Origin of the sequence: Allorhizobium ampelinum S4 (assembly GCF_000016285.1) — a bacterium.
In the GTDB taxonomy this organism is placed as follows: Bacteria; Pseudomonadota; Alphaproteobacteria; order Rhizobiales; family Rhizobiaceae; genus Allorhizobium; species Allorhizobium ampelinum.
In genome coordinates this window covers 1,164,413-1,187,952 of sequence record NC_011989.1, presented here as the reverse complement: position 1 = coordinate 1,187,952, position 23,540 = coordinate 1,164,413, and the positions used below count along the sequence as shown (strand labels likewise).

General features: G+C 57.6%; 17 protein-coding genes. 13 read left to right on the top strand and 4 right to left on the bottom strand.

The annotated features are described in order from the left end of the window. The first annotated feature begins 9 nt into the window (after positions 1–9). The 5 genes from AVI_RS05535 to AVI_RS05515 all read left to right on the top strand — a co-directional run bounded on the left by AVI_RS05535 (position 10) and on the right by AVI_RS05515 (position 6,976). The gene (locus tag AVI_RS05535; RefSeq protein ID WP_015915428.1) at positions 10–1,365 is read left to right on the top strand and encodes a glutamine synthetase family protein; all 1,356 of its coding nucleotides are present in this window, start codon (positions 10–12) and stop codon (positions 1,363–1,365) included. A 304-nt stretch (positions 1,366–1,669) separates the two neighbouring features. Next, the gene (locus tag AVI_RS05530) at positions 1,670–3,268 is read left to right on the top strand and encodes a peptide ABC transporter substrate-binding protein (protein ID WP_015915427.1); all 1,599 of its coding nucleotides are present in this window, start codon (positions 1,670–1,672) and stop codon (positions 3,266–3,268) included. A 63-nt stretch (positions 3,269–3,331) separates the two neighbouring features. Beyond that, complete coding sequence (gene oppB, locus AVI_RS05525; RefSeq protein WP_015915426.1) at positions 3,332–4,255, top strand: oligopeptide ABC transporter permease OppB; 924 nt, start codon at positions 3,332–3,334, stop codon at positions 4,253–4,255. Then, the gene (locus AVI_RS05520) at positions 4,248–5,369 is read left to right on the top strand and encodes an ABC transporter permease (RefSeq protein WP_015915425.1); all 1,122 of its coding nucleotides are present in this window, start codon (positions 4,248–4,250) and stop codon (positions 5,367–5,369) included. The genes oppB and AVI_RS05520 overlap by 8 nt, the downstream gene beginning before the upstream one ends. A 2-nt stretch (positions 5,370–5,371) precedes the next feature. Next, a complete protein-coding gene (locus AVI_RS05515) occupies positions 5,372–6,976 on the top strand; it encodes an ABC transporter ATP-binding protein (RefSeq protein ID WP_015915424.1) in 1,605 nt (534 codons plus the stop codon). 63 nt (positions 6,977–7,039) lie between these two features. On the opposite strand, the gene AVI_RS05510 is transcribed toward AVI_RS05515, so the two are convergent. After that, a complete protein-coding gene (locus AVI_RS05510; protein ID WP_041696377.1) occupies positions 7,040–7,948 on the bottom strand; it encodes a diacylglycerol/lipid kinase family protein in 909 nt (302 codons plus the stop codon). Between AVI_RS05510 and AVI_RS31010 the strand changes: the two genes are divergently transcribed. The 5 genes from AVI_RS31010 to AVI_RS05490 all read left to right on the top strand — a co-directional run bounded on the left by AVI_RS31010 (position 7,938) and on the right by AVI_RS05490 (position 13,000). Further along, the gene (locus AVI_RS31010; RefSeq protein WP_143245059.1) at positions 7,938–8,135 is read left to right on the top strand and encodes a hypothetical protein; all 198 of its coding nucleotides are present in this window, start codon (positions 7,938–7,940) and stop codon (positions 8,133–8,135) included. The two genes, AVI_RS05510 and AVI_RS31010, sit on opposite strands and share 11 nt — an antisense overlap. Before the next feature lie 203 nt (positions 8,136–8,338). After that, positions 8,339–9,568 carry an MFS transporter gene (locus AVI_RS05505; protein ID WP_080516962.1) on the top strand — a complete coding sequence of 410 codons (1,230 nt, stop codon included), beginning with the start codon at positions 8,339–8,341 and terminating at the stop codon, positions 9,566–9,568. A 499-nt stretch (positions 9,569–10,067) separates the two neighbouring features. After that, positions 10,068–11,444, top strand: a complete 1,377-nt coding sequence (mgtE, locus tag AVI_RS05500) for a magnesium transporter (protein ID WP_015915421.1) — start codon at positions 10,068–10,070, stop codon at positions 11,442–11,444. A gap of 341 nt (positions 11,445–11,785) precedes the next feature. Beyond that, the gene (locus AVI_RS05495; protein ID WP_015915420.1) at positions 11,786–12,655 is read left to right on the top strand and encodes an RNase A-like domain-containing protein; all 870 of its coding nucleotides are present in this window, start codon (positions 11,786–11,788) and stop codon (positions 12,653–12,655) included. 24 nt (positions 12,656–12,679) lie between these two features. Next, on the top strand, positions 12,680–13,000 hold the full coding sequence (locus tag AVI_RS05490) for a contact-dependent growth inhibition system immunity protein (protein ID WP_041696375.1): 321 nt from the start codon (positions 12,680–12,682) through the stop codon (positions 12,998–13,000). 12 nt (positions 13,001–13,012) lie between these two features. Here AVI_RS05490 and AVI_RS05485 read toward each other — a convergent pair whose 3' ends face one another. The 3 genes from AVI_RS05485 to AVI_RS05475 form a co-directional block, all read right to left on the bottom strand. After that, complete coding sequence (locus AVI_RS05485) at positions 13,013–14,305, bottom strand: SAM-dependent methyltransferase (protein WP_015915418.1); 1,293 nt, start codon at positions 14,303–14,305, stop codon at positions 13,013–13,015. A gap of 297 nt (positions 14,306–14,602) precedes the next feature. Further along, positions 14,603–15,706: a branched-chain amino acid aminotransferase gene (locus tag AVI_RS05480; protein ID WP_015915417.1), complete on the bottom strand. Its 1,104-nt coding sequence runs from the start codon at positions 15,704–15,706 to the stop codon at positions 14,603–14,605. 470 nt (positions 15,707–16,176) lie between these two features. Beyond that, positions 16,177–17,838, bottom strand: a complete 1,662-nt coding sequence (locus AVI_RS05475; RefSeq protein ID WP_015915416.1) for an electron transfer flavoprotein-ubiquinone oxidoreductase — start codon at positions 17,836–17,838, stop codon at positions 16,177–16,179. A gap of 283 nt (positions 17,839–18,121) precedes the next feature. Here AVI_RS05475 and AVI_RS05470 point away from each other — a divergent pair, with 283 nt between their 5' ends. The 3 genes from AVI_RS05470 (at position 18,122) to AVI_RS05460 (ending at position 23,533) form a co-directional block, all read left to right on the top strand. Then, the gene (locus tag AVI_RS05470; protein WP_015915415.1) at positions 18,122–18,907 is read left to right on the top strand and encodes an SDR family oxidoreductase; all 786 of its coding nucleotides are present in this window, start codon (positions 18,122–18,124) and stop codon (positions 18,905–18,907) included. A gap of 190 nt (positions 18,908–19,097) precedes the next feature. Then, the gene (locus AVI_RS05465) at positions 19,098–20,405 is read left to right on the top strand and encodes an efflux RND transporter periplasmic adaptor subunit (RefSeq protein WP_015915414.1); all 1,308 of its coding nucleotides are present in this window, start codon (positions 19,098–19,100) and stop codon (positions 20,403–20,405) included. Next, on the top strand, positions 20,402–23,533 hold the full coding sequence (locus AVI_RS05460; protein WP_015915413.1) for an efflux RND transporter permease subunit: 3,132 nt from the start codon (positions 20,402–20,404) through the stop codon (positions 23,531–23,533). The genes AVI_RS05465 and AVI_RS05460 overlap by 4 nt, the downstream gene beginning before the upstream one ends. Positions 23,534–23,540: the final 7 nt, after the last annotated feature.

The window sequence follows — 23,540 nt, the reverse complement described above, 5'->3', positions numbered from 1 at the left end:
AAGCCCGCCATGACCCAGATCGACGCCTCCACCAGCACCGCTCCCGACCCGCAGGCCCGGATCGAAATCCTGCTGGTCGGCATGAATGGCGATCTGCGCGGCAAGATGATCCCGCTTAGTGCCGAGGACAAGGTCTGGAAAAACAGCGTCCGCCTGCCCGCCTCCACCCAGTCGCTGGATATCTGGGGTGATGACAATGACGACCTGACCGGCATTTCGCTGACCTTGGGCGATCCAGATGGCCTGTGCATTCCCGACAAGCGTTCGCTTAGCTCCATGCCCTGGGCACCATCAGGCTCGAAGCAGGTGCTTGCCACTATGCATACACTTGAGGGCCAGCCGCATTTCGTTTGCCCGCGCGCCATTTTGGCCCGGGTGCTGGAGCGGTTTTCGGCCTTGGGTCTGACACCTGTCGTGGCAACCGAGCTAGAATTTTACGTGATGGAGGATGATTGGCGCGAAACTGGTCGCCCCATGCCGCCCAAGGCGCTGACCTATCGCGGCGAGCCGAACGGCTTTCAGCTGTATGACATGCGGGCAACCGGAGCAATGGAGGATTACCTCGCCACCGTGCGCGCCTATGCCGATGCCATGGGCCTGCCCGCCGATGCGACGACGGCGGAATTCGGCCCCGGCCAGTTCGAGGTCAATCTTCTGCACCGGCCCGACGCTATGGCAGCGGCGGATGACTGCATCTACCTGAAGCGCGTCGCAGAATTTGCCGCCCGCCGCCACGGGCTGAAATCCACCTGCATGGCCAAGCCCTATGGCGACCAGGCAGGCTCCGGCCTGCATGTGCATGTCAGCATTATCGATGCTGAGGGCCGCAATATTCTCGATGCCAAGGGCGGTGAACCGGTCAAGCTGAAATCGGTAACGGCGGGCCTGTTACAGACCATGCGGGAAGCGCAGCTGATTTTTGCGCCCTTTGCCAATTCCTATCGCCGTTTCCAGCCCGGCTCCTTTGCACCCGACCGGATCGACTGGGGTTTCGGCCATCGCGGCACCGCTATTCGTATTCCAGACAAGGACGGCCCGGCAGCACGGATCGAGCACCGGGTGGCGGGTGCCGACGCCAATCCGCATCTGCTGCTCGCCGCCATTCTCGGCGGCATGTTGAAGGGGCTGGAGGCCGATCTCGATCCCGGCCCGGTGACGACGCCTGATGCGCCAGCCACCAGCCCGGACTTGCTAACCCATGACTTCCTGACCGCCGTCGATGCCTTCCGCACGTCTGATTTCATCGCCGATGTTTTCGGAAAACAATATCGCCAACTCTACGGTGATACCAAGCGCAAGGAAGCGATCACCTATCTGCGCACCGTGTCGGATTTCGATTATCGGACCTATCTGCCGCGCTTGTAAACGCGCCTGCCATGTCCAGAAATGCCGGACCATGAAAACCGTTCAGCGGAATGTGATCCCATGCCGATCGCAATCTGAACAATAAAATACTAAAATAGCGCCACCAAACAGAATGGAGCACCAACTTCCCCTGAAATCATGGGGAGGCCGGGCCAGACTGTGGAAAACATTTTGCCTTTTGAGCACAAAGTGCCTCTGGTCAGAAACCGACAATGTTTTTTTGAAGGCAGGGCTTGTTTTTTGGGCAATTTTACCATTTGGTCAACAACCGAACGAATTCCCCACGGGCGCGGAGACAACAAGAATGACCCAGATGAAAATCAGATTGGCAACGGCAGTGCTGGCAGGTTCCCTGCTGTTTGGTGCAAGCAGTGCATTGGCGGAAGCGGTGTTGAACCGCGGCAATGCAGGCGAACCGAAATCGCTCGATCCGGCGCATATCTCGATCGACATCGAAGGCTTTGTCATTCACGACATGTTCGAAGGCCTGACGACGCATGACGCAAATGGTAAGATCGTGCCTGGCGCCGCCGAAAGCTGGAAAGTCTCCGACGATGGCACTGTCTACACCTTTAAGATCCGCGATAATGCCAAATGGTCGGATGGTTCGCCGGTAACCGCGGAAGACTTCCAGTTCGCCATGCGCCGCCTGGAAGACCCAAAGACCGCCGCCGAATATGCCAACCTGCTCTATCCGATCAAGAATGCGGAAGCCGTAAACACAGGCAAGGCGCCCGTCGATCAGCTCGGCATCAAGATCGTCGACGCCAAGACGCTGGAAATCACCCTGGAGCGCTCAACGCCCTATTTTCTGCAACTGATGGCCCATTATACGTCCTTGCCAATCAGCAAGGCCAATTACGAAAAATTCGGCGACCAGTTCGTCAAGCCCGGCAATATGGTCAATAACGGCGCCTTCAAGCTGGAATCGCATGTGCCGAACGACAAGCTGGTTGTCGCCAAGAACGACCAATATTGGGATGCCAAGAATGTCAAACTCGACAAGGTGATATTCTACCCAATTGAAGATGACGCCGCCGCCGTTCGCCGTTACGAAGCTGGTGAACTTGATGTCGTCTACAATTTCTCCGCCGACCAGTTGAAGCGGTTGCGCGCTGCCTATAACAGCCAGGTCCATGTCGATCCGGGTCTGGCAACCTATTATTACACATTTGACATGCGCCAGGAGCCTATGAGCGACGTGCGCGTTCGCAAAGCTCTGTCTATGGCCGTAGACCGAGATTTCCTGTCGAGCGAAATCTATTCCGGTGCGCAATTGCCGCTCTATTCCATGGTGCCTCCGGGCATGGAAGGCTATGAAAAGCCGGCCGCGCCCGATTTTGCCTCGCTGTCGCAAATCGACCGCGAAGACAAGGCCGTGGAATTGATGAAGGAGGCCGGTTACGGCCAAGGCGGCAAGCCGCTCAACCTCGAAATCCGCTACAACACCAATACCAACCACGAGCGCGTGGCGACCGCCATTGCCGATATGTGGAAGACCACCTTCGGTGCCAAAGTATCGCTCGTCAATCTAGACGTGGCCTCGCACTATTCTTACCTCAAGGAAGGCGGCAAATACAGCGTCGCCCGTGCTGGCTGGGGGGCAGATTATGCCGACCCGGAAAACTTCCTGGCGCTGACGATCAGCACCAACACGACCTTCAACTACAGCCACTGGAACAATCCGGAATTCGACGCGCTGATGAAGAAGTCCTATGACGAAAAGGACCAGAAGGTGCGGATGGACCTGATGCATAAGGCTGAACAGATCCTGGTGGATCAGCAGCCAGTGGCTCCGCTGATGAACACGGCCAATCTTTGGCTGGTGTCCAGCAAGGTTTCCGGTTGGGGCGACAATGCCGTCAACGAGCATTATTCCAAGTATCTCAGCGTATCCAAGTAACGTCGAACAGGAGAATGACGCGCGATGGGCCAATCCGGTCCGTCGCGCGTCGGCTATTTGACCATGATCAATTTCGTCCTGCGCCGACTGATGAGCGCCGTGCCAACGGTGTTCGTCGTCATCACCATATCCTTCTTCCTGATGCGCTTTGCGCCGGGCGGGCCGTTCGACCTCGAGCGCCCGTTGCCGCCTGATATCATGGCCAACCTGATGAAGACCTATCAGTTGGACCAGCCGATCTGGCAGCAATATATCACCTATCTCGGCAATGCCCTGCGCGGTGATTTCGGTCCAAGTTTCATCTACAAAGACAATACCGTTGCCCAGTTGATTGCCCAGGCCCTGCCCTATTCGGTTCAGCTTGGTGCTACCGCCCTGCTGATCGCGCTGATCGGCGGCGTCATCCTCGGGACTATCGCCGCGTTGCGTCAGAATGGCCTGATCGATTTCGTCGTGATGACCTTCGCGACAGTGGGCGTCACAATTCCGAATTTCGTCATGGGACCAGTGCTGACGCTGATTTTTGCCCTGATGCTATCCCTTCTACCTGCGGGCGGATGGGGTGACGGCTCGCCCTATTATCTCGCCCTGCCGATCACCGTTCTGGCCCTGCCGCAAATCGCCATCATCGCGCGGCTGACGCGCGGCTCGATGATCGAGGCACTGCATACAGACCATATCCGCACGGCCCGCGCCTATGGCCTGCCGTCGCGCACCATCGTCATCACCCATGCCTTGCGTGGCGCCATGCTGCCGGTCGTGTCCTATCTAGCGCCCGCAGCAGCCGCCCTCCTGACCGGCTCGGCTGTGGTCGAAAGCATTTTCACCATTCCGGGCGTCGGCCGCTTCTTCGTCATCGGTGCGCTGAACCGGGACTATCCCTTGGTCATGGCCACCGTGGTTCTCGTTGCGGTATTCGTGATCGTTTTCAACCTGATCGTCGACATCGCCTACGGCCTGCTCGACCCGAGGGTTCGCCATGACTGATATTTCCATTACCTCTCCGGCGGTCGAAGGCCGCAGCCTTGGCCAGCTGGCCCTCCTGCGCTTTCGCCGGAACAGAGCGGCCATGGGCGGCTGCTTCGTTTTGCTGCTCATCACCCTCTTTGCTTTCGCAGGCCCGCTTTTCGTGCCGCATAACTACGATCAGGTATTTCCATCCTATGTTTCGGTACCGCCGAGCCTCAAGCCCTTCCCGGATCCGGCCTCACTTCAACAGGTTGCCGAGGGCGCGGCCAATCGAGCGCGGCTGAAGATCAGCGCATTCGCTGTGGAAAACGGCAGCTTCACTGCCACGATCACGTCAGACAAACCGATCGACCCACGCACCGTGCGCTATTTCGACCGGGTCAATGAGTTCAAGGAAACGCGGGTCGCCCAGACCACCCCAGACCAGCTCAGCATGGTATTGACCGGTCGCGTTTCTCAGGAATATTTTCCGTTCGGAACCGATAGCAATGGCCGCGATCTTCTGGTGCGTGTCATGCTGGGCGGTCAGATTTCGATTGCGGTCGGCCTTGCCGCCAGTCTCGTATCACTCGGAATCGGCGTGATCTACGGGGCCACCTCCGGCTATCTGGGCGGGCGGGTTGACAATGTGATGATGCGCATCGTCGAAATCCTCTATTCGCTGCCCTTCGTGTTTCTAGTCGTCGTCATGGTGGTATTTTTCGGCCGCTCCATCTGGCTGATCTTCATCGTCATCGGCGCTGTGCAATGGCTAGAAATGGCCCGGATCGTCCGCGGTCAGACCTTGTCCCTGAAGCGCCGTGAATTCGTCGGTGCGGCGGAAGCACTGGGGCTGAACGACTGGCAGATCATCCGCCGTCATATCATTCCCAACACCATCGGCCCGGTCATCGTCTTCGTCACCGTCGTGGTGCCGCAGGTCATCCTCACCGAAAGCTTCCTCTCCTTCCTCGGCCTTGGCGTTCAGGCTCCGCTGGCCAGTTGGGGAACTCTGATTTCCGAAGGTGCGAAAAACATGCAGAACGCTCCGTGGCTGCTGATCTTCCCCGCCTTTTTCTTCGTGCTGACCCTGTTTTCGCTCAATTTCGTGGGCGACGGGCTGCGCGATGCGCTTGATCCCAAGGACCGATAAGCATGGACAAGACCGAAAACCAGACGGTGCTGACCGTCAAGGACCTGAAGGTCACATTCACCACGCCCGATGGCGAGGTGAATGCCGTCAAGGGCATTTCCTTCGATGTCAAGAAAGGTGAAACGCTGGCCATCGTCGGTGAATCCGGCTCCGGCAAAAGCCAGACGATGATGGGCATTATGGGGCTTCTGGCCTCGAATGGACAGGTGGCAGGCTCGGCTCGCTACGGCGAAACCGAACTGGCAGGTGCCAGTATCTCGACGCTGAACGACGTGCGCGGCTCGAAGATCACCATGATCTTTCAAGAGCCAATGACCTCACTCGATCCGCTCTACACGGTCGGCAAGCAGATTTCCGAGCCGTTGATTTTTCATCGCCGCATGAGCCGGTCGAAGGCGCGCGCCCGCGTGCTGGAATTGCTCAAGCTGGTCGGCATCCCGGAACCGGAGCGTCGGATCGACAGCTACCCCCATGAATTGTCCGGCGGCCAGCGCCAGCGCGTGATGATCGCCATGGCGCTCGCCAATGAGCCGGACCTGCTGATTGCCGACGAGCCGACCACGGCGCTGGACGTAACGATCCAGGCGCAGATCCTCGATCTTCTCGCCGATTTGCAAAAGCGCTTCGGCATGGCCATCGTGTTGATCACCCACGACCTCGGTGTGGTCAAGCATGTTGCCGACCGAGTGGCGGTCATGCGGCGCGGCGAAATTGTCGAACAGGGCAGCCGGGACGATATTTTCGACCGCCCGCAGGCCGATTACACCAAGATGCTGCTGGCCGCCGAACCATCAGGCTCCAAGGCCGCACCGCCCTCCGATGCGCCGGTCATTCTCGAAGGCCGCAATGTCGTGGTGGATTTCAACATCAGCTCCGGCATCCTGTTCAAGGGCAATCGAAAATTCCGGGCCGTCGATCATGTCAATCTGAAGCTTCGCCAGGGCCAAACCATTGGCATTGTCGGCGAATCCGGTTCGGGCAAATCCACGCTGGGACGGGCGCTGCTAAAGTTGCTCTCCGCCGATGGCCGGTTCAGCTTCGAGACCACGGATATTTCCGGCCTTGACCGCGCCGGGATGCGTCCCTTCCGTCGTCAATTGCAGCTGGTGTTTCAGGATCCCTACGGCTCGCTCTCGCCCCGCCAGACGGTCGGCGAGATCATCACCGAAGGGCTTTACGTGCATGAGCCTGATCTTAGCAAGGCGGAACGCGACAAGCGTGCCATTGCCGCCTTGAAGGAAGTCGGCCTCGATCCCGCCTCGCGCAATCGCTATCCGCATGAGTTTTCCGGCGGCCAGCGTCAGCGTATCGCCATCGCCCGCTCGATGATCCTCAAGCCGAAAGTGGTAATCCTTGATGAACCGACCTCGGCCCTGGACCGTTCGGTGCAGCGGCAGGTGATCGAGTTGCTACGCGACCTGCAACAGAAACACGACCTGTCCTACGTGTTCATCAGCCACGATCTGTCGGTGATCAAGGCGATTTCCGACCATGTGATCGTGATGAAGAACGGAAAGATCGTTGAAGAAGGGCCGACGGAAGACATTTTCGAAAGCCCCGCCGAGGACTATACCAAGGCCCTGATTGCGGCTGCGTTTACGCATTGAAGCTGTTCGGAAAAATGTCACAGTTTAAACGCCCGGCTCGTCCGGGCGTTTTCATGACATGCTCTATGCCGAAAGGGCGGGCGCCAAGACTTTTAATTCGCCTGGATGGATTTTGATCTCTACATCGCGGGGCATCCGCAGCAGTTCTCCATCAATCACGCAGGCAACACCGTGGCGATGTTTTGGGAAATGCAGTTTAACGATTTGTGAGGTGGCCGACGTGACGGCCTGGTTTTCCGTGAGCTTGCCGCGCAGAATATCAATCGCCAACCCCACCAATCCGACAGAATCGAGTGGAGCTGCAAGATAGATCCCGAGTTGGCCGGTGGTAATATCATCGGCATAAAACAACGGGTTGGTTCCAACCGGGTTGTTGCAGACCGAAACGGCTGACACTTCCTTGCTATCCTGCCGTCCATCGGCGTCGATATCGAAAACGACGTCAAAGCGGGGCGGATTGAACATCACGCTGATCGCAGCGCTGGTGCTGGCCCGCATCTTGCCGAAGCGCGACGCATAGTCCATCCGGTTGCGCAGGCGGACCATGCGGGCGTGCAGACCAGCGGAGAACTGGTGGACATAAGGCTGCCCATTGGCGGTGGCGATGTCGACGGACTGGACCTCCGCCGATGCCAGCACCTCCAGAACCTGCCAGATATCGAGCGGCAGTTTCAGTGAGCGTGCAAACAGGTTCATTGTTCCGGCGGGCACAACGCCGAGCGGCAGACCGGCTTTCCAGGCAATGCCGGCGGCTGTCGATATGGTCCCGTCGCCACCACCGGCGATCAGCGCGTCATATCCTTGCTTTGCAGCGCCCTCGAGTGTCTTGACGATATCACGGCCATCAACAGCCATAGTTTCGATCTCATGGCCAGCATCGTGGAAGATTTGCTCGGCACGCGCGCAATAGGCATCCATGTCGGTGGTGCGAAAGGTCCCGCCCTCTCGGTTGAAAACGGCCATGATTTTCATTCCCGCGCTGCTCCTTTTGACCGCCGCCCAGCTCCAGGCTGGTGTGCCTTACGTTGAAACCGCACGACAACGCATTTTAACGATCCACCACCGATTATGTTGCATGCGTCTGCTGCAAATCGGGTTTGCAGCCGAAAAGATCAAGATCATCATTATCATTCTACCGCAACGCACACATGCATGCTAAGGGTAACGGCATCACGTTTGACCATCCCCGTCCGCAGGTTTGCGACTTTGACTGTCTTGCCTTGCGCATGACAGCACAAGGTTAGCGGCGGCATTGTGGATGCGCCAAATGGGTTATTTCGCGATTCAGCTGCGTCGAGCAGTTTTCCCTGCTGCATTTTCTATTGAACAGCACCAGCCTTGCTCCGGTGCCGGGATGATTTTATGAACGATACGATCCGCTTCGCACCCTCGCCCGTCAGACCCAGTTCAGACAGGACCGAAGCCGCCCTGTCGCCGCGCACCGTCCTGTTGATTGAATTTGCGCTGGCCGTCGGTGGGTTTGGTATCGGCACCGGAGAATTCGCCATCATGGGCCTGTTGCCGGAGGTGGCGCAGACCTATTCCGTCAGCGTACCCGAAGCGGGCCGGGTTATCAGCGCCTATGCTTTGGGCGTGGTCGTCGGAGCACCGATCATTGCCGCGCTTGCGGCAAAGCTGCCACGAAAAACATTGCTGCTGATGCTGATGGGTCTGTTTGCTCTTGGCAACATCACCAGTGCCATGGCCCCAGGCTTTCTGAGTTTCACCGTCCTGCGTTTCATCACCGGTCTGCCACATGGCGCCTATTTCGGGGTCGCCGCCTTGGTGGCCGCATCGATGGTCGAGCCGCACAAGCGGGCGCGCGCCGTTGGCCGCGTCATGCTGGGTCTGACCATTGCCACGCTGATCGGCACGCCATTTGCCACCTTCCTTGGCCAGATGATGAGCTGGCGGGCCGCTTTCATGCTGGTCGGGGCAATTGCAGCGCTGACGGCAGTGCTGATCGCGTTCAACCTGCGTAAGGACACGGTAGCAGAAGGTGCCAGCATTCGCCGCGAACTCGGCGCTTTCGGCCGGTTACAAGTGTGGTTGGCGCTTGCCGTGGCAGCGGTTGGCTTTGGCGGCATGTTCTCAATCTTCAGCTATATCGCCAAGACCACCACCGACACCGCCGGGCTTCCCGCTTCGATGATTGCCGTGGTGCTGGCGCTGTTCGGCATCGGCATGAATGTCGGCAATGTCGTTGGCTCACGCATGGCCGATTACTCGCTGAACGGCACCATCGGCGGCATGCTGGCCTTCAACGTTGTGCTGATGACGATCTTTTCGCTGACTGCCGCCAATCCGGTCATGCTGTGCATCTGCGTCTTTCTGACCGGCTGCGGTTTCGCCGCCTGTCCCGCCGTGCAGACGAGACTGATGGATGTCGCAGCCGACGCCCAGACGCTGGCTGCCGCTTCCAATCATTCAGCCTTCAACATTGCCAATGCGCTCGGTGCCTGGCTGGGCGGCATGGTGATTTCCGCCGGCTATGGCTATGGCGCAACGGGCTATGTCGGCGCGGTTCTTTCCCTGCTTGGCCTTATCGTTTTCTTGATTTCGGTAGCGCTTCAGCGCCGATCAGCATCATGACCGGCCCCTTGAGCAAGCGCGCGACCGACCCGCGCCAGCATTAAGCGTTGAGTGTGTTTTGTATGCATGGTTAACCGACCGTGAGTGCTGCGCCCGCCGTTTTGCCACCTTTCCGACCGAGAAAGCGGCTGTGGAGTTTATTGAGCAAGTCCTTGCATACTCTCGGAAATTTCTGCGCGCGCCGGACAACGGGATAGCAAAATAACCATCGAGATGACGCCTATATCCATACAGAGCCGGCAATCACCGATTTGTGTAGTGCGCCGCACGCTTTCGCCCTGGTTTGAGCCACCATCCCCCTCTTGACTTTGCGCAGGCAGAGGCGCAGCTAATATGAACGGGCGGGAGATTTCCGCACGGATATCAACGGAGTCATCGATAAGATGCCAAGCGACAGTAGCAGTCGATTGTCCATGCCGTACGCGGTCGCCCTGCTCTGACGGTTCTGTCAGCTTGCCGGTCGGTTGCGCTACGGCGGATCGACGGAAAGGCAAGCACAATGAACATCCAACGCCTTCCTCTGCGGGCCGGTCATGCTGCCCGCCACCTTCTCAACGACAGCCTCAATGTCGTTACCGTTACGGACCGGATCGAACAGCTAAATGCGCTGGACACCTCCGAGGCCGCCGCCATGCTGGCAAGCCTGCCGCAGCCAAAGGCGCTGCGCGTCATTGCCCGCCCCGAACTGGTGCATGCTGCCGACATCATCGCGGCTCTTCCGGTCGATACAGCCGTGCGCCTGCTGAAAGCCACCGCCCATGATCGGGTCGCCGACATTTTTCAGGCGATGGACGACCGCTGCCGGATGGTGATTTTTTCGCGGCTCGATGCGGCCACGGCCCATGCCGTCGAACACCTGATGGCCTATCCGCAGCGCACCGCCGGATCGATCATGACGACAGAATTCGTCAGCGTTCCCGATGATTTCACCGTGGCCGAAACACTGGCCCATGTGCGGATGGTGGAAAACGCCAGCGAGACCGTCTATGCGATTTATGTGCTGGACCGTATCACCCGGACGCTTATTGCCGTGGTCACGCTGCGGCGGCTGATCACCGTAGAGCCGGAGGCGTCCATCCTGTCAGTCGCCCAATGTCATGGCGTCGTGCATGCAAGCCCGTTGATGACACAGGAAGAAGTGGCTCGTCTGATCCGCCGCAACAATCTGCTCGCCCTGCCCGTCACCAACGATACCGGTCAGATGCTAGGCATTGTCACGGTCGATGACGTGATCGACACAATGATTGCCGACACGACTGAAGACGCCCAGAAATTCGGCGGCATGGAAGCGTTGGGCAAGCCCTATATGCAGATCGGCTTTGCCGGCATGATCAAGAAGCGGGCCGGCTGGCTCGCCGCCCTGTTCCTCGGCGAAATGCTGACCGCTAGCGCCATGCAATATTTTGAAGGCGAGCTGGAAAAGGCCGTGGTGCTGACCCTGTTCATCCCGCTGATCATGAGCTCGGGCGGCAATTCCGGCTCGCAGGCAACCTCGCTGATCATCCGGGCGCTGGCAGTCGGCGAATTAAAGCTTTCCGACTGGTGGCGGGTAGCCATCCGTGAATTGCCCACGGGCATGACGCTGGGGGCCATTCTCGGCTTGGTTGGTTTCGTTCGCATTGCGCTGTGGCAGCATATGGGTCTCTACAATTACGGCGATCACTGGCTGCTGGTCGGCTTCACCGTGTTTTCAGCCCTGATCGGCATCGTCACCTTCGGCTCGATGGCGGGCTCGATGCTGCCCTTCCTGCTGCAACGCTTGCGGCTCGACCCCGCCAGCGCCTCGGCTCCTGCCGTGGCGACGCTGGTGGATGTGTCAGGGCTGGTGATCTATTTTACGGTTGCGCTGGTGATTTTGAGCGGGACGCTGTTGTAAACTTGGCATCGAGTGAGTGGCGGCTTGAATGGCGCACTCGTCGCTTACACTGCTATGTCTTATGCGAAGAGTCATTTTCAATGACTCTTCGCATTCCGTTTTCGAATATCTCAAGCCCTTCATGCATTTGAGATATTCGAAATCTCTTTAAAGTGAGGATGTTTCAGCATCTTCGAGCTTTGGTATTACAGTGGACATGGCTCTGTTGCGATTGAACGGAACATGAGTTCCATGTTTCAGCATAGGGTCTCCGGCAACCTTCTGGTTTATCCCTTGCGAGGGTTGTAAAATTCCACGAAAAATGAAACCTTCCCAAAGCCGGAACGTTTGGGAGATTATCCATGCCAACAGAAAATGAAAGCAATGCTCCGATAGACGGGGGATTGGTTATCGCAGTATCTGCCGTTCAGTTGGCGGCGGTCCTTGAAGGGGAAACGGTCGAACAAGGCGGAACGCTGGGCAACAGGGTCATAGGTGGATTACGCTTGCTCGGCTGCGCTGCGGAAGGCCTGACGGCCGGAGCACTTCTTGCCACACCAGAACCGACAATGTTGACCAAGGTCGGTGGAGGAGCTTTGGCGCTTCATGCCGCAGACCAATGCACCACGGGCGGACGACAATTATGGACCGGGCAAAACGAACGCTCCTGGACGGAGAAAGGTACGTCGTCCCTCGCGAAATCTCTTGGCGCATCGCCCCAGGCGGCAGACAACATCGGCATGGCGATGGACTTTGTGGTGCCAATCGGCGGGGCTGCAATGGCTGGCGCAGTTCGCGCAGCCGCCATCAGATCCGGCCGTATCTCTTTGATGCAACATGAAGCGCAGGCAGGAAGCCGGCTTGGCGGCCATACGATAGAGAGGCATATTGCCAAGGATGAGGCATTCCTACGCCAACGGATCGCACAAACAGCAACCAATCGCGCGCCCCCTCCCGTTATCTCGTCCTTCAGCAGTCTGCGCATCGCTGAAGATCAAATTTCCAGAGCATTGAGGTTGAACCAGGCACGGATCATGCAATGGTCACAGAATGCCGCCATTGGCTCCAAGCTGGAACCACCCATTGTGTTCGATGCAGGACGGGTGATCGGACAAGGTGTGGTCCGAGCATCAGGGCAGGTTCAACAAATGACGAGGCTCCGAATTATTTTAAAGAAAGAGACTTATAATGGCATGACCCATTATATTCTCACCTCCTATCCCGTTCCGTAAGAGTAACGATTGACCATGCAATCAATGACTGACGATTTCGACGCACTTTCAGGCCTGATTGGCAGCTATCTTCATCAGGATATGGATCTGGAATATCAAAGCGTACCTGAGGCGATTGCTGGCTATGCCCGATTGACCGAGGACATCAGAAAGCAACAATTAGTGCAGGAAATGCACGAGTTCTTGCACCGTTACCACAATGATGTCGAAGGCGAATTTTCCAAACGGTACTGGTTTGATTTTTCACCCCAGACACTGGGCCAGACAGTTCCCGAATTCTTTGATATGGTGCGCGACATCGTCACCGACCCCGATAGCTATCACCGATTTTTGCCGACAAACTGATCACCGTGCGCCTTATACGGCGGCGGCCTGCTTTTCGTGATCCGTCAGAATATAATCCCGCGTCAGCGGCAGAACATTGTTTTTCTTGGTTATCTGGATCTGGAAGACCACGAGATCCTCGTGATAGAAGGCGGCTTCGGCGGTTGAAAGATAATAGTCCCACATCCGGCAAAAGCGCTCGTCATAGAGGGCAGCCGCCTCTGCCCAGCGGGCGGTGAAGCGATCACGCCAGTGGCGCAAGGTCTTGGCATAGTGGATGCGTAGCACCTCGACATCCGTGATCGTCAGGCCAGCCTTCTCGATTTCAGGAACGATTTCCGAGAGCGCCGGAATATAGCCGCCAGGGAAGATATATTTGTCGAGCCATGGCGTGGTGAAGCCCGGCGTTGCGGAACAGCCGATCGTGTGCAGCACCATCACGCCATCATCGGCCAGCAGCGTGCTGCATTTGTTGAAAAACGTCCTATAAGCTGCAAGACCGACATGCTCGAACATGCCGACCGAGACGATGCGGTCGAATTTGCCGTCCAGACTGCGATAATCCATCAACCGGAAATCGACATTGGCCGCCTCAGTCGCAGGCTTGCGGGGCCGCTTGAGCGCGTAGGCTAGCTGCTCTTCAGACAAGGTGACGCCAACCACCTCTCCGCCGACAGCCCTATTGGCCAGATGAAGGGCGAGACCGCCCCAGCCGCAGCCAATATCCAGCACACGGTTTCCCGACTTGAGGCGCAGCTTGGCGGCAAGATGGTCTTTCTTGGCGCGCTGTGCGTCATCCAGACTCTGATCATCGTGCTCGAAATAAGCGCAGGAATACTGTCGGTCTTCATCCAGAAACAGTTCGTAAAGCCGTGCATCCAGATCGTAATGGTGCGCGACGTTCTGTTTGGATCTGGCGGGAAGATTGCGATGGCGAAAGATCCTGAACCGGGTCCTCACATCGTCGATGATCCGGGCGATCAGTGGATGGGTGGCGTTTTGCGCCTCCCGCAGGACCATGGACACAAAATCGAACATGGTTCCCTGATCGACAAAGAACCGTTCATCCATATAAAGTTCGCCCAGCCGCATATCGGCATCGATCAGAAAAGCCCATTGCGCGCGCGTATCGGCGAAGCGAACCGTGACAGGGGCACCCGTGCGGTCACCAAATGACAGCGTCTTGCCGCTGGCAGTGACAATGTCCAGACACCCGATGGTGACGATGCGCGACAACGCCGAGGCCAAGGCCCAATCCGAAATGGCGTTCAAAATGAATCTTGGTGGTTGTTTCAAGCGGTCTGCATTTCCGGGACGCACTGCCATGATCTTCAACAGCCCTTACAGTCTGTCGGGGAAAAGTTAATGCGATTTTCCCGAAAGACGAACGAGAACAAAGGAAGTGTGAGTTTGCTTGGCTTGCAAGGGAAACCTGCATACCTAACCAGGTGATATGTAAGAACAAATTATGCGCAAAATGTGAAAATTCTCAGACAACCGTAGAATGCGTAGTTTTTTATATTACACGTCAGGCAGTAAATCACGCCGAGACATAGAAAAGAAAATCATATTTACTATTGAGAATATAATTAAAAAGGCCGGGATCACTACCGGCCTTTTGTATCAGACGCCTTCGATCCGGCGGACCCAGCCATGCGGGTCATTGCTCTTGCCGCGCTGGATATTGACCAGTTGCTCGCGGATTTTCAGGGTGGCTGGCCCGGTTTCGCCATTGCCGATCACAAAGCCACCATCGGTGAATTTGACCTCGCCGATGCCAGCCACCACAGCGGCCGTGCCGCAGGCGAAGGCTTCTTTCAGCTTGCCGCTTTTGGCATCCGCCTGCCATTCCTCGAAAGAATACGGGCGTTCATGCACTTTCATGCCTTGGTCTTTGATGAGCGAGATCAACGAATTACGGGTAATGCCCGGCAGGATGGTGCCGCCTAGAGGCGGCGTCACCAGCGAACCATCGTCCATGACGAAAAACACGTTCATGCCGCCCAGCTCTTCCAGCCATTTATGCTCGGCGGCATCCAGGAAGGCCACCTGATCGCAGCCATGCTCAACCGCTTCCTGCTGGGCAATCAGGCTTGCCGCATAATTGCCGCCGCATTTGGCGGCACCCGTGCCGCCGGGGGCTGCGCGGGTGTAGTTTTCCGAAACCCAGATCTTCACCGCCTTGGCGCCGCCCTTGAAATAGGGGCCGACCGGCGAGGCGATGACGCAGAAAATATAATCGCGCGCCGGGCGCACACCCAGAAAAGCTTCGCTGGCAAACATGAAAGGCCGCAGGTAGAGGCTGCCCTCACCGTCTGGAATCCACTTCGCATCGGCCTTGACCAATTTATCGATGGCTTCGAGAAACAGCTCCTCAGGAATTTCCGGCATCGCCATGCGCCGTGCAGACTCGTTGAAACGGCGGGCATTTTCGTCCGGGCGAAACAGCACGACACGACCTTCCGCCGTCCGATACGCCTTCATGCCCTCAAAAATTTCCTGGGCGTAATGCAGCACCGCGGCTGCCGGATCGATGGCAAATGGCCCGCGCGCGGTAATCTCCGCCGAATGCCAGCCCTTCACCACATTCCACTGAATCACCGCCATATGGTCGCTGAACAGCGTACCAAAGCCCAGGCTCTGGAACGCCTCAAGGCGCTCTGCTTCCGGCATAGGGTTTGCGTTCGGCTTGACGATGAATTCCGGCTTTGCAGTTGCGGCAGACATGACAGGTGATCTCCTCAAATCAGTCAATAGGTCAATATTGCTGACCTATTGATGTTTCGTATAGACGATCACCAGCTTTCGCAAGGCATTTCAAGTGCAAACCGGTACGGTTGACAAAAATATCCAACCAACGGCCTTATGCAGGCAGTAAGGACGTGCGAACCACCTCACCCGAACATTCCATGTTCGGATAAACCGGCCCTTCGCCGCTCCCCTTGACGGAGGTCCGTGCGGACCGCCCTACCCGAACATTACATGTTCGGATAAACCGGCCCTTCGCCGCTCCCCTTGACGGAGGTCCGTGCGGACCGCCCTACCCGAACATTACATGTTCGGATAAACCGGTCCTTCGCCGCTCCCCTTGACGGAGGTCCGTGCGGACCGCCTTACCCGAACATTACATGTTCGGATAAACCGGTCCTTCGCCGCTCCCCTTGACGGAGGTCCGTGCGGACCGCCCTACCCGAACATTACATGTTCGGGTAAACCGGTCCTTCGCCTCCTTGTGGCGGCACCCAGGTGATGTTCTGGTTCGGGTCCTTGATGTCGCAGGTCTTGCAGTGGACGCAGTTCTGGGCGTTGATGACGAAACTCGGCTCGCCCTCCTTCTCCACCCATTCATAAACCCCGGCGGGACAGTAGCGGCTGGACGGACCGGCATAGACGCCAAGCTCGGAGGACTTTTGCAGCGCCATGTCCTTGACCTTCAGATGCACCGGCTGGTCTTCCTCGTGATTGGTGTTGGACAGAAACACCGAGGACAGGCGGTCGAAGGTCAGCACGCCATCCGGCTTGGGATAGTCGATCTTCTTATGCTTTGCAGCAGGTTCAAGGCTCTCAGCATCGGTCTTGCCATGTTTCAGCGTGCCGAAGACAGAAAAGCCGAGAAGCTGGTTGGTCCACATATCCAGCCCACCCAGCGCCACGCCCAGCACCGTGCCGAGTTTCGACCACAGCGGCTTGACGTTTCGCACCCGCCGCAAATCCGTGCCGATTTCAATGCCGCGCCAGCTGTTTTCGATCTCGACCGGCTCATCATTGGCGCGACCCGCCGCAATTGCCTCGGCAATCTTTTCCGCCGCCATCATCCCCGACAAAACGGCATTATGGCTGCCCTTGATGCGCGGCACGTTGACCATGCCCGCCGAACAGCCCAGCAGCGCCCCACCGGGGAAGGACAATTTCGGCACCGACTGATAGCCGCCTTCGGTAATCGCCCGCGCTCCATAGGAAATCCGTTTAGCACCCTCAAAGGTTTCACGGATCGCCGGATGGGTCTTGAAGCGCTGGAACTCCTCGAAGGGATAGAGATAGGGGTTCTTGTAGTTCAGATGCACGACAAAGCCGACCGCGACCTGATTATCCTCGAGATGATAGAGGAAGGAGCCGCCACCGGTTTTCATGTCCAGTGGCCAGCCGAATGAGTGCTGGACCAGGCCGGGCTTATGGTGCTCAGGCTTGACCTGCCACAGTTCCTTGATGCCGAGGCCGAATTTCTGCACATCGCTCTCGCGTGACAGATCGAATTTGGCGATTAACTGCTTGGCAAGCGAGCCACGCACGCCTTCGCCGATCAGCACATATTTGCCCAACAATTCCATGCCGCGCGTGTAACTGGAACCGGGTTCGCCGTTCTTCTCGATGCCCATATCACCGGTGGCAACACCAATCACCGCGCCAGCCTGATTATAAAGCAGTTCAGTGGCGGCAAAGCCCGGGTAGATCTCGACGCCCAGCGCCTCGGCATGGCCCGCCAGCCACCGACAGACATTGCCGAGCGAGACGATGTAATTGCCGTGATTGTTCATCAGCGGCGGCATCAGGGCGTTGGGCAGGCGAATGGAGCCTGCGGGACCGAGAAACAGGAAATGGTCGGCGGTGACTTCGGTCTTGAACGGATGATCGGCTTCCTTGCGCCAATCCGGGAGAAGCTTATCGACGCCAACCGGATCGACCACAGCCCCGGAGAGGATATGGGCGCCGACTTCCGCACCCTTTTCCAGCACGACAACCGTCAGATCGGGATTGACCTGCTTGAGGCGAATGGCAGCCGATAGGCCCGCAGGCCCTGCCCCAACAATCACCACGTCAAATTCCATGCTCTCGCGCTCGGGCAGCTCTTGTTCGCTCATCGTTGTTCTCCGCTCGGCTTTTTCCCCAGATGGACCTCTTCCTTGTCAAATCAAACCGGGCTTGTCGAGCCAGGTTGCGACAGGGCAAGGCGTGAAATCCCTGCTGGGTGCTATGAGGCGCAAGAATATCTTCCGTTTACGTGCACGTCAATTACTGGGAGAGCAGGAAATGTGTGACATCCTTGATCACCGAAGCTTATCGCTTTCTACGCCTTTGATTTTGCATCCCCGCTTGTTAGGTTCGCGTGAAAATCGCATCGTCATTCACAAAAAGGAAGTCACAATGGATCTTGGCATTTCCGGCAAGCGGGCGGTTGTTCTCGCCGCATCCCGCGGACTTGGGCAAGGCATCGCCAATGCACTGGCCGCCGAAGGCGCGCATGTGCTGATCTGCGGACGCACAAAAGACAAGCTCGAGGCCAATTGCGCTGACATCGTCAAGGCTGGCGGCAAGGCGGATTATGTAGTGGCGGATCTCTCGGATACTAACTTTGTCGCCACGCTCGTTGAAGCCATCGCCACAAAACTTGGCGGCATCGATATCCTCGTCAACAATACCGGCGGGCCGACACCCGGCACCGTGGAAGACATGGACGATGAAAAGCTCCACACCTTTTTTCAGTCCATGGTGGTGCGGATCATTACGCTGACCAACGCGCTGGTTCCCCAGATGAAGGCGCAGGGCTTCGGACGGATTCTCACCGTTGCTTCGTCTGGCGTGATTGAGCCAATCGCCAATCTGGCACTCTCCAACACGTTGCGCGGCGCGTTGGTCGGCTGGAACAAGACGCTGTCTTCCGAAATAGCCTCCTTCGGCATCACCGCCAATCTTCTCCTGCCCGGAAGGATCCATACCGACCGGATTGATGAACTGGACGGCGCCAATGCCAAACGCCAAGGTAAAACGCTGGAAGAGGTTCGCGAAAGCTCGATCAAAACCATCCCGATAGGACGGCTTGGCAAGGTGGAAGAATTTGCCGCCGCAGGTGCTTTTCTCTGCTCGGTCCCTGCCGCATACATCACCGGCACAATGCTGCGGGTCGATGGCGGCGCCGCCAAATCTCTTTGAACACAGTAGCCCAACCGCCGTATTTAGTGACGAACGAATGTTACTGTCACTAAATACAAGTTTATTACAAGAATTTAAGGATAACTCACCGCGAGTTGATCGATAGTGTGCTTCACTGTTATTTTCGCGGTGCATTAATTCAATAATGATAGGATGAACGACCAGCTCAAGCTTTATCAGGCCCTGACACATGAAAAAATTCTGGACCGCCTCCAGCATCATCGCAATCCTTGCCGTCGGCGGGTGGATATATCGCGACCAAATTCCTTATCTCGACAAGGTTCCGTTTCTGAGCCAAGCCAGCCAGACGGCGGGCCACAAACCGGGTACCGAACAGGCAACGGCCCAAGCCAATGGGCAGCCAGCAGGACAGGAAGCCGGCAAACCGGCTGGCCAGGGAAGTGGCCAAGGGAGCGGCCAGGGGAACGGAAAGAGTGGTGGCCGGCGCAATGGCGGGCCAGCATCGGTCAAGACCGTTGCGGTCAGCATGGGCAATCTGCCAATGGATGCCACGGCGACTGGCTGGGCCGAAGCCGAGGATACCACGACACTGGCGGCCCTCAAGAGCGGTCTGCTTCAGGACGTGATCGCCAAGGACGGACAGGAAGTAAAGGCCGGAGATCTGATTGCCCGGCTGGATGACCGGATCGCAAAGGCGACAGTGGACAAGGACCAGGCCAATATCGTTTCCGACCAGGCCAGCCTGGCCGAATACGAGGCTGCCTTGACGCGTGCGGAAAGCTTGCTCAAGCAAAATGCGCAATCACAGCAGGCCTACGAACAGGCAAAGGCGTCGCGAGATTCGGCAGCCGCCAAGGTTGATGCCGATAAGGCCACGCTGGCCTCCGATATGGTCGACCTGGAGCATATGAAAATCCGGGCACCCTTCGATGGCCGGCTCGGAAGTATCCAGCTCAGCATCGGCGCCTATGTCAGCGCCGGAACCGCTATCGTCAGCATCACCCGTTACAACCCGATCTATGTGAAGTTCCAGATGGCGGAACGCTACCTGCCGCAATTGCATCAGGCGTTTGCCGGCAAGGATGTTGTGGTCGATGTCGATCCAGCCTCGACCGGCGGCGTGCCGGTTCAAGGCAAGCTGTCCTTCTTCGACAATAGCGTGGACACCTCCTCGGGGACTATTCTCGTCAAGGCAGAGTTTCAAAACGACAAGGGCATTCTTTGGCCCGGACAGAGCGCCAATGTTACTGTTCGCTTCCAGACCGAAGACCGTAACATCCTCGTGCCAACTGTCGCGGTTCGCCCCGGCGCTGAAGGCTTCTTTGTCTATACGGTCAATGGCGATAGCAAGGTCAAGGCGACCAAGGTTTCCGTCCTGCGTGCCAATGGCGACATGACGGCGATTGCCTCGGGTCTCAAGGAAGGCGATCACGTCGTGGTCGAAGGCCAGGTGCAGCTTGCCGACGGCCAGACTGTTCTGGAACAGTTTGCCGGCCAGAAAGTGGCTGAAAACGAGCCGAAGGATATCACCCGATGATCCCTGCTTTTTGCATCAATCGGCCTGTTGCCACCATTCTGCTTGCCATCGGCCTGGTCCTGGCTGGATTGGCCGGTTATCGGCTTTTGCCGGTGGCCGCTCTGCCCAAGGTGGACTTTCCCACCATCAACGTGACGGCGACCCTGTCAGGCGCCTCGCCGGAAACCATGGCGACGTCGGTTTCCACCCCGCTGATCAAGCAGTTCGAGACCATCCCTGGGATCAGCGAAATCAGCGCGACCAACTCGCTGGGCAATTCCTCCGTCGTTCTCCAGTTCGACCTGAACCGTGATATCGATGCCGCCGCCGCTGACGTTCAGGCGGCAATTTCCCGCGCCAGCCGTCAGTTGCCCAGCAACATGACGTCGGATCCGAGCTATCGCAAGACCAATCCAGCCGACTCGCCGGTGCTGCTCCTGGCCATCAACAGCGATGAGATGCCGCGCAGTCAGGTGGATTCGATTGCGGAAAATATCATTTCCCCGCTGCTGTCGACACTGAACGGCGTGGCGCAGGTCAGTATCTATGGTTCGCAGACCTACGCGGTGCGGATCGGTGTCGATCCCGCCAAGCTGCAAGCGCGCGGGCTTGGCGTCGACACGCTGACCTCGGCGATTGCCGATGCCAATAGCCAGGTGCCAATCGGCACCTTGCAGATGGCAAATCAGTCGCTGACCATCAATGCCAATACTCAGCGCACCAATGCCGAGGAATTCAAGTCACTGGTGATCTCCACCAGCAATGGCGCCCCAATCCACCTTTCCGATGTCGCCAATGTGCGCGACAGTGTCGACAATCTCGACGCGGGCAGTTGGTTCGATGGCAAACAGGCGATCATCCTCGCCATTCAGCGACAGCCGGACGCCAATACCGTCGAAGTGGTCGACGAGATCATGGCAAAGCTGCCTGCCCTGCAAAAGCAGCTGCCGCCTTCGTTGAAGATCAATGTGATGAACGATTCGTCAAACTCGATCCGCGAGGCGATCCATGACGTTCAGTTCACGTTGTTCCTCACCATCGCCCTTGTCATCCTGGTCATCTATCTGTTCACCGGCCATCTGACCGCGACCCTTATTCCCGGTCTTGCCGTGCCGCTTTCGCTGATTGCAACCTTTGGCGGCATGTACGTGCTTGGCTACAGTATTGACAATATCTCACTGCTCGGCCTGACGCTGGCGGTGGGTCTGGTGGTGGATGACGCCATCGTCATGCTGGAAAATATCCTGCGCCATGTCGAAGAAGGCATGCCGCCGCTTCAGGCCGCCCTTAAAGGCGCCGGCGAGGTCAGCTACACGATTATTTCCATGTCGATCTCACTGGTGGCGGTATTCATTCCTATCCTGTTGATGGGTGGTGTTGTCGGACGCTTGTTCAATGAGTTCGGCATGGTCGTCACCATGGCCATTCTGTCTTCCGCCCTGGTGTCCCTGACGGTCACGCCAATGCTGGCAGCCCGCATTTCCTCCCACAGCAGCCGCCCACCGCTGATCGTGCGCTGGTTCGACGCCGGTTTTGCCAAGACGCAGAGCGGCTATGACAAGTCTGTCCGCTGGTGTCTCAACCACCGTTTTGTGGTGATGATGGTCTTTGTGGCCTCCATCGCAGGCTCCGGCTGGCTGTTCCACACGCTGCCATCCAGCTTCTTCCCACAGGAAGATATTGGCCGGCTGACGGTCAGCACCCAGGCCCGTGAGGATATTTCCTATGCGGCCATGCGCGATCTTCAGCAAAAGGTCGCCGACGAATTAAAGACCAATCCGGCTGTCGATCATGTCACCTCCATCGTCGGTGGCTCAAGCCGCAGCCCGCTCAACAACGGTACGATCTTCGTCCAGCTGAAACCGAAGGACGACCGTCCGCCTCTCGCTCAAACCCTCAACGAGATGCGACAGAAGCTGTCCAAGATCGCCGGTATCCGTAGCTATATCACACCACAGCAGAATCTGCGTTTCGGTGGCCGCAGCACCGCCAGCCAGTATCAGCTCGTCGTCCAGGCACTGAGCACGACAGCAACCGATGAATGGTCATCGAAGATCCAGGCCGCTATGCGCCAGGATCCGTTGTTTACCGATGTGACCAGCGATGCGCAGAACAATGCCATTGCTGCCGATATCAACATCGACAATGGCAAGGCCGCTGCTTTCGGCATTACCAACGACCAGCTTCGCAAGACCCTGGAAATGGCGTTCAGCGGTTATAATGCTGCCCAGATTCAGTCGACCGGCGACAGCTACGATGTCATCGTCGAGTTCGACAGGAACAAGCCATGGGACGACGAGTTCCTGCGCGATATCCTGGTGCGGTCTTCTTCCACGGGAACGCTGGTGCCGCTGTCAAACTTCGCCACCGTCAAGCGTCATAACGCGCCTGTCACTGTCAACCAGACCGGCCAGCTGGTCTCGACCACAGTGTCGTTTAACCTGCCCGACGGCATATCGCTGAGCGACGCTACCGCCCGGATCGATCAGATCAAGACCGAGATTGGCGTGCCCAATGACGTCTTCACCTCCTATGGCGGTACGGCGGCGATTTTCCAGCAGTCGCAAAGCAATACCGGCCTGCTGATCCTGGCTGCCGTGCTGACGATCTATGTGGTGCTGGGCGTGTTGTATGAGAGCTTCATCCATCCGCTCACCATTCTCTCCGGCCTGCCAGCGGCGGCTTTCGGGGCGCTTCTGGCCTTGAAACTGCTGAATTTCGACATGTCGGTCATCGCACTGATCGGCCTGCTGATGCTGATCGGCATCGTCAAGAAAAATGCGATCATGATGATCGACGTGGCGGTGGAATTGATCCGCGAGCATGGCGAGACACCGGCAAAGGCCATTCACGAGGCCTGTGTGCGGCGTTTCCGGCCGATCATGATGACCACCTTCTGCGCGCTTCTCGGAGCACTGCCCATTGCGCTTGGCCATGGCGCCAGTTCCGAACTCCGCCAGCCGCTCGGGATCGCCGTTGTCGGCGGCCTGATCGTCTCACAATTGCTCACACTGTTCATCACACCTGTCATCTTCGTGGAAATGGACCGGTTCGGCAAATTCCTGACCCGGCTCGTTCGCCGCGACAAGGGTCACCACGCGGCAAACAGCGAAGATGGGCCATCCAAACCAGCCATGGCGGCTGAATAGCGGGAGC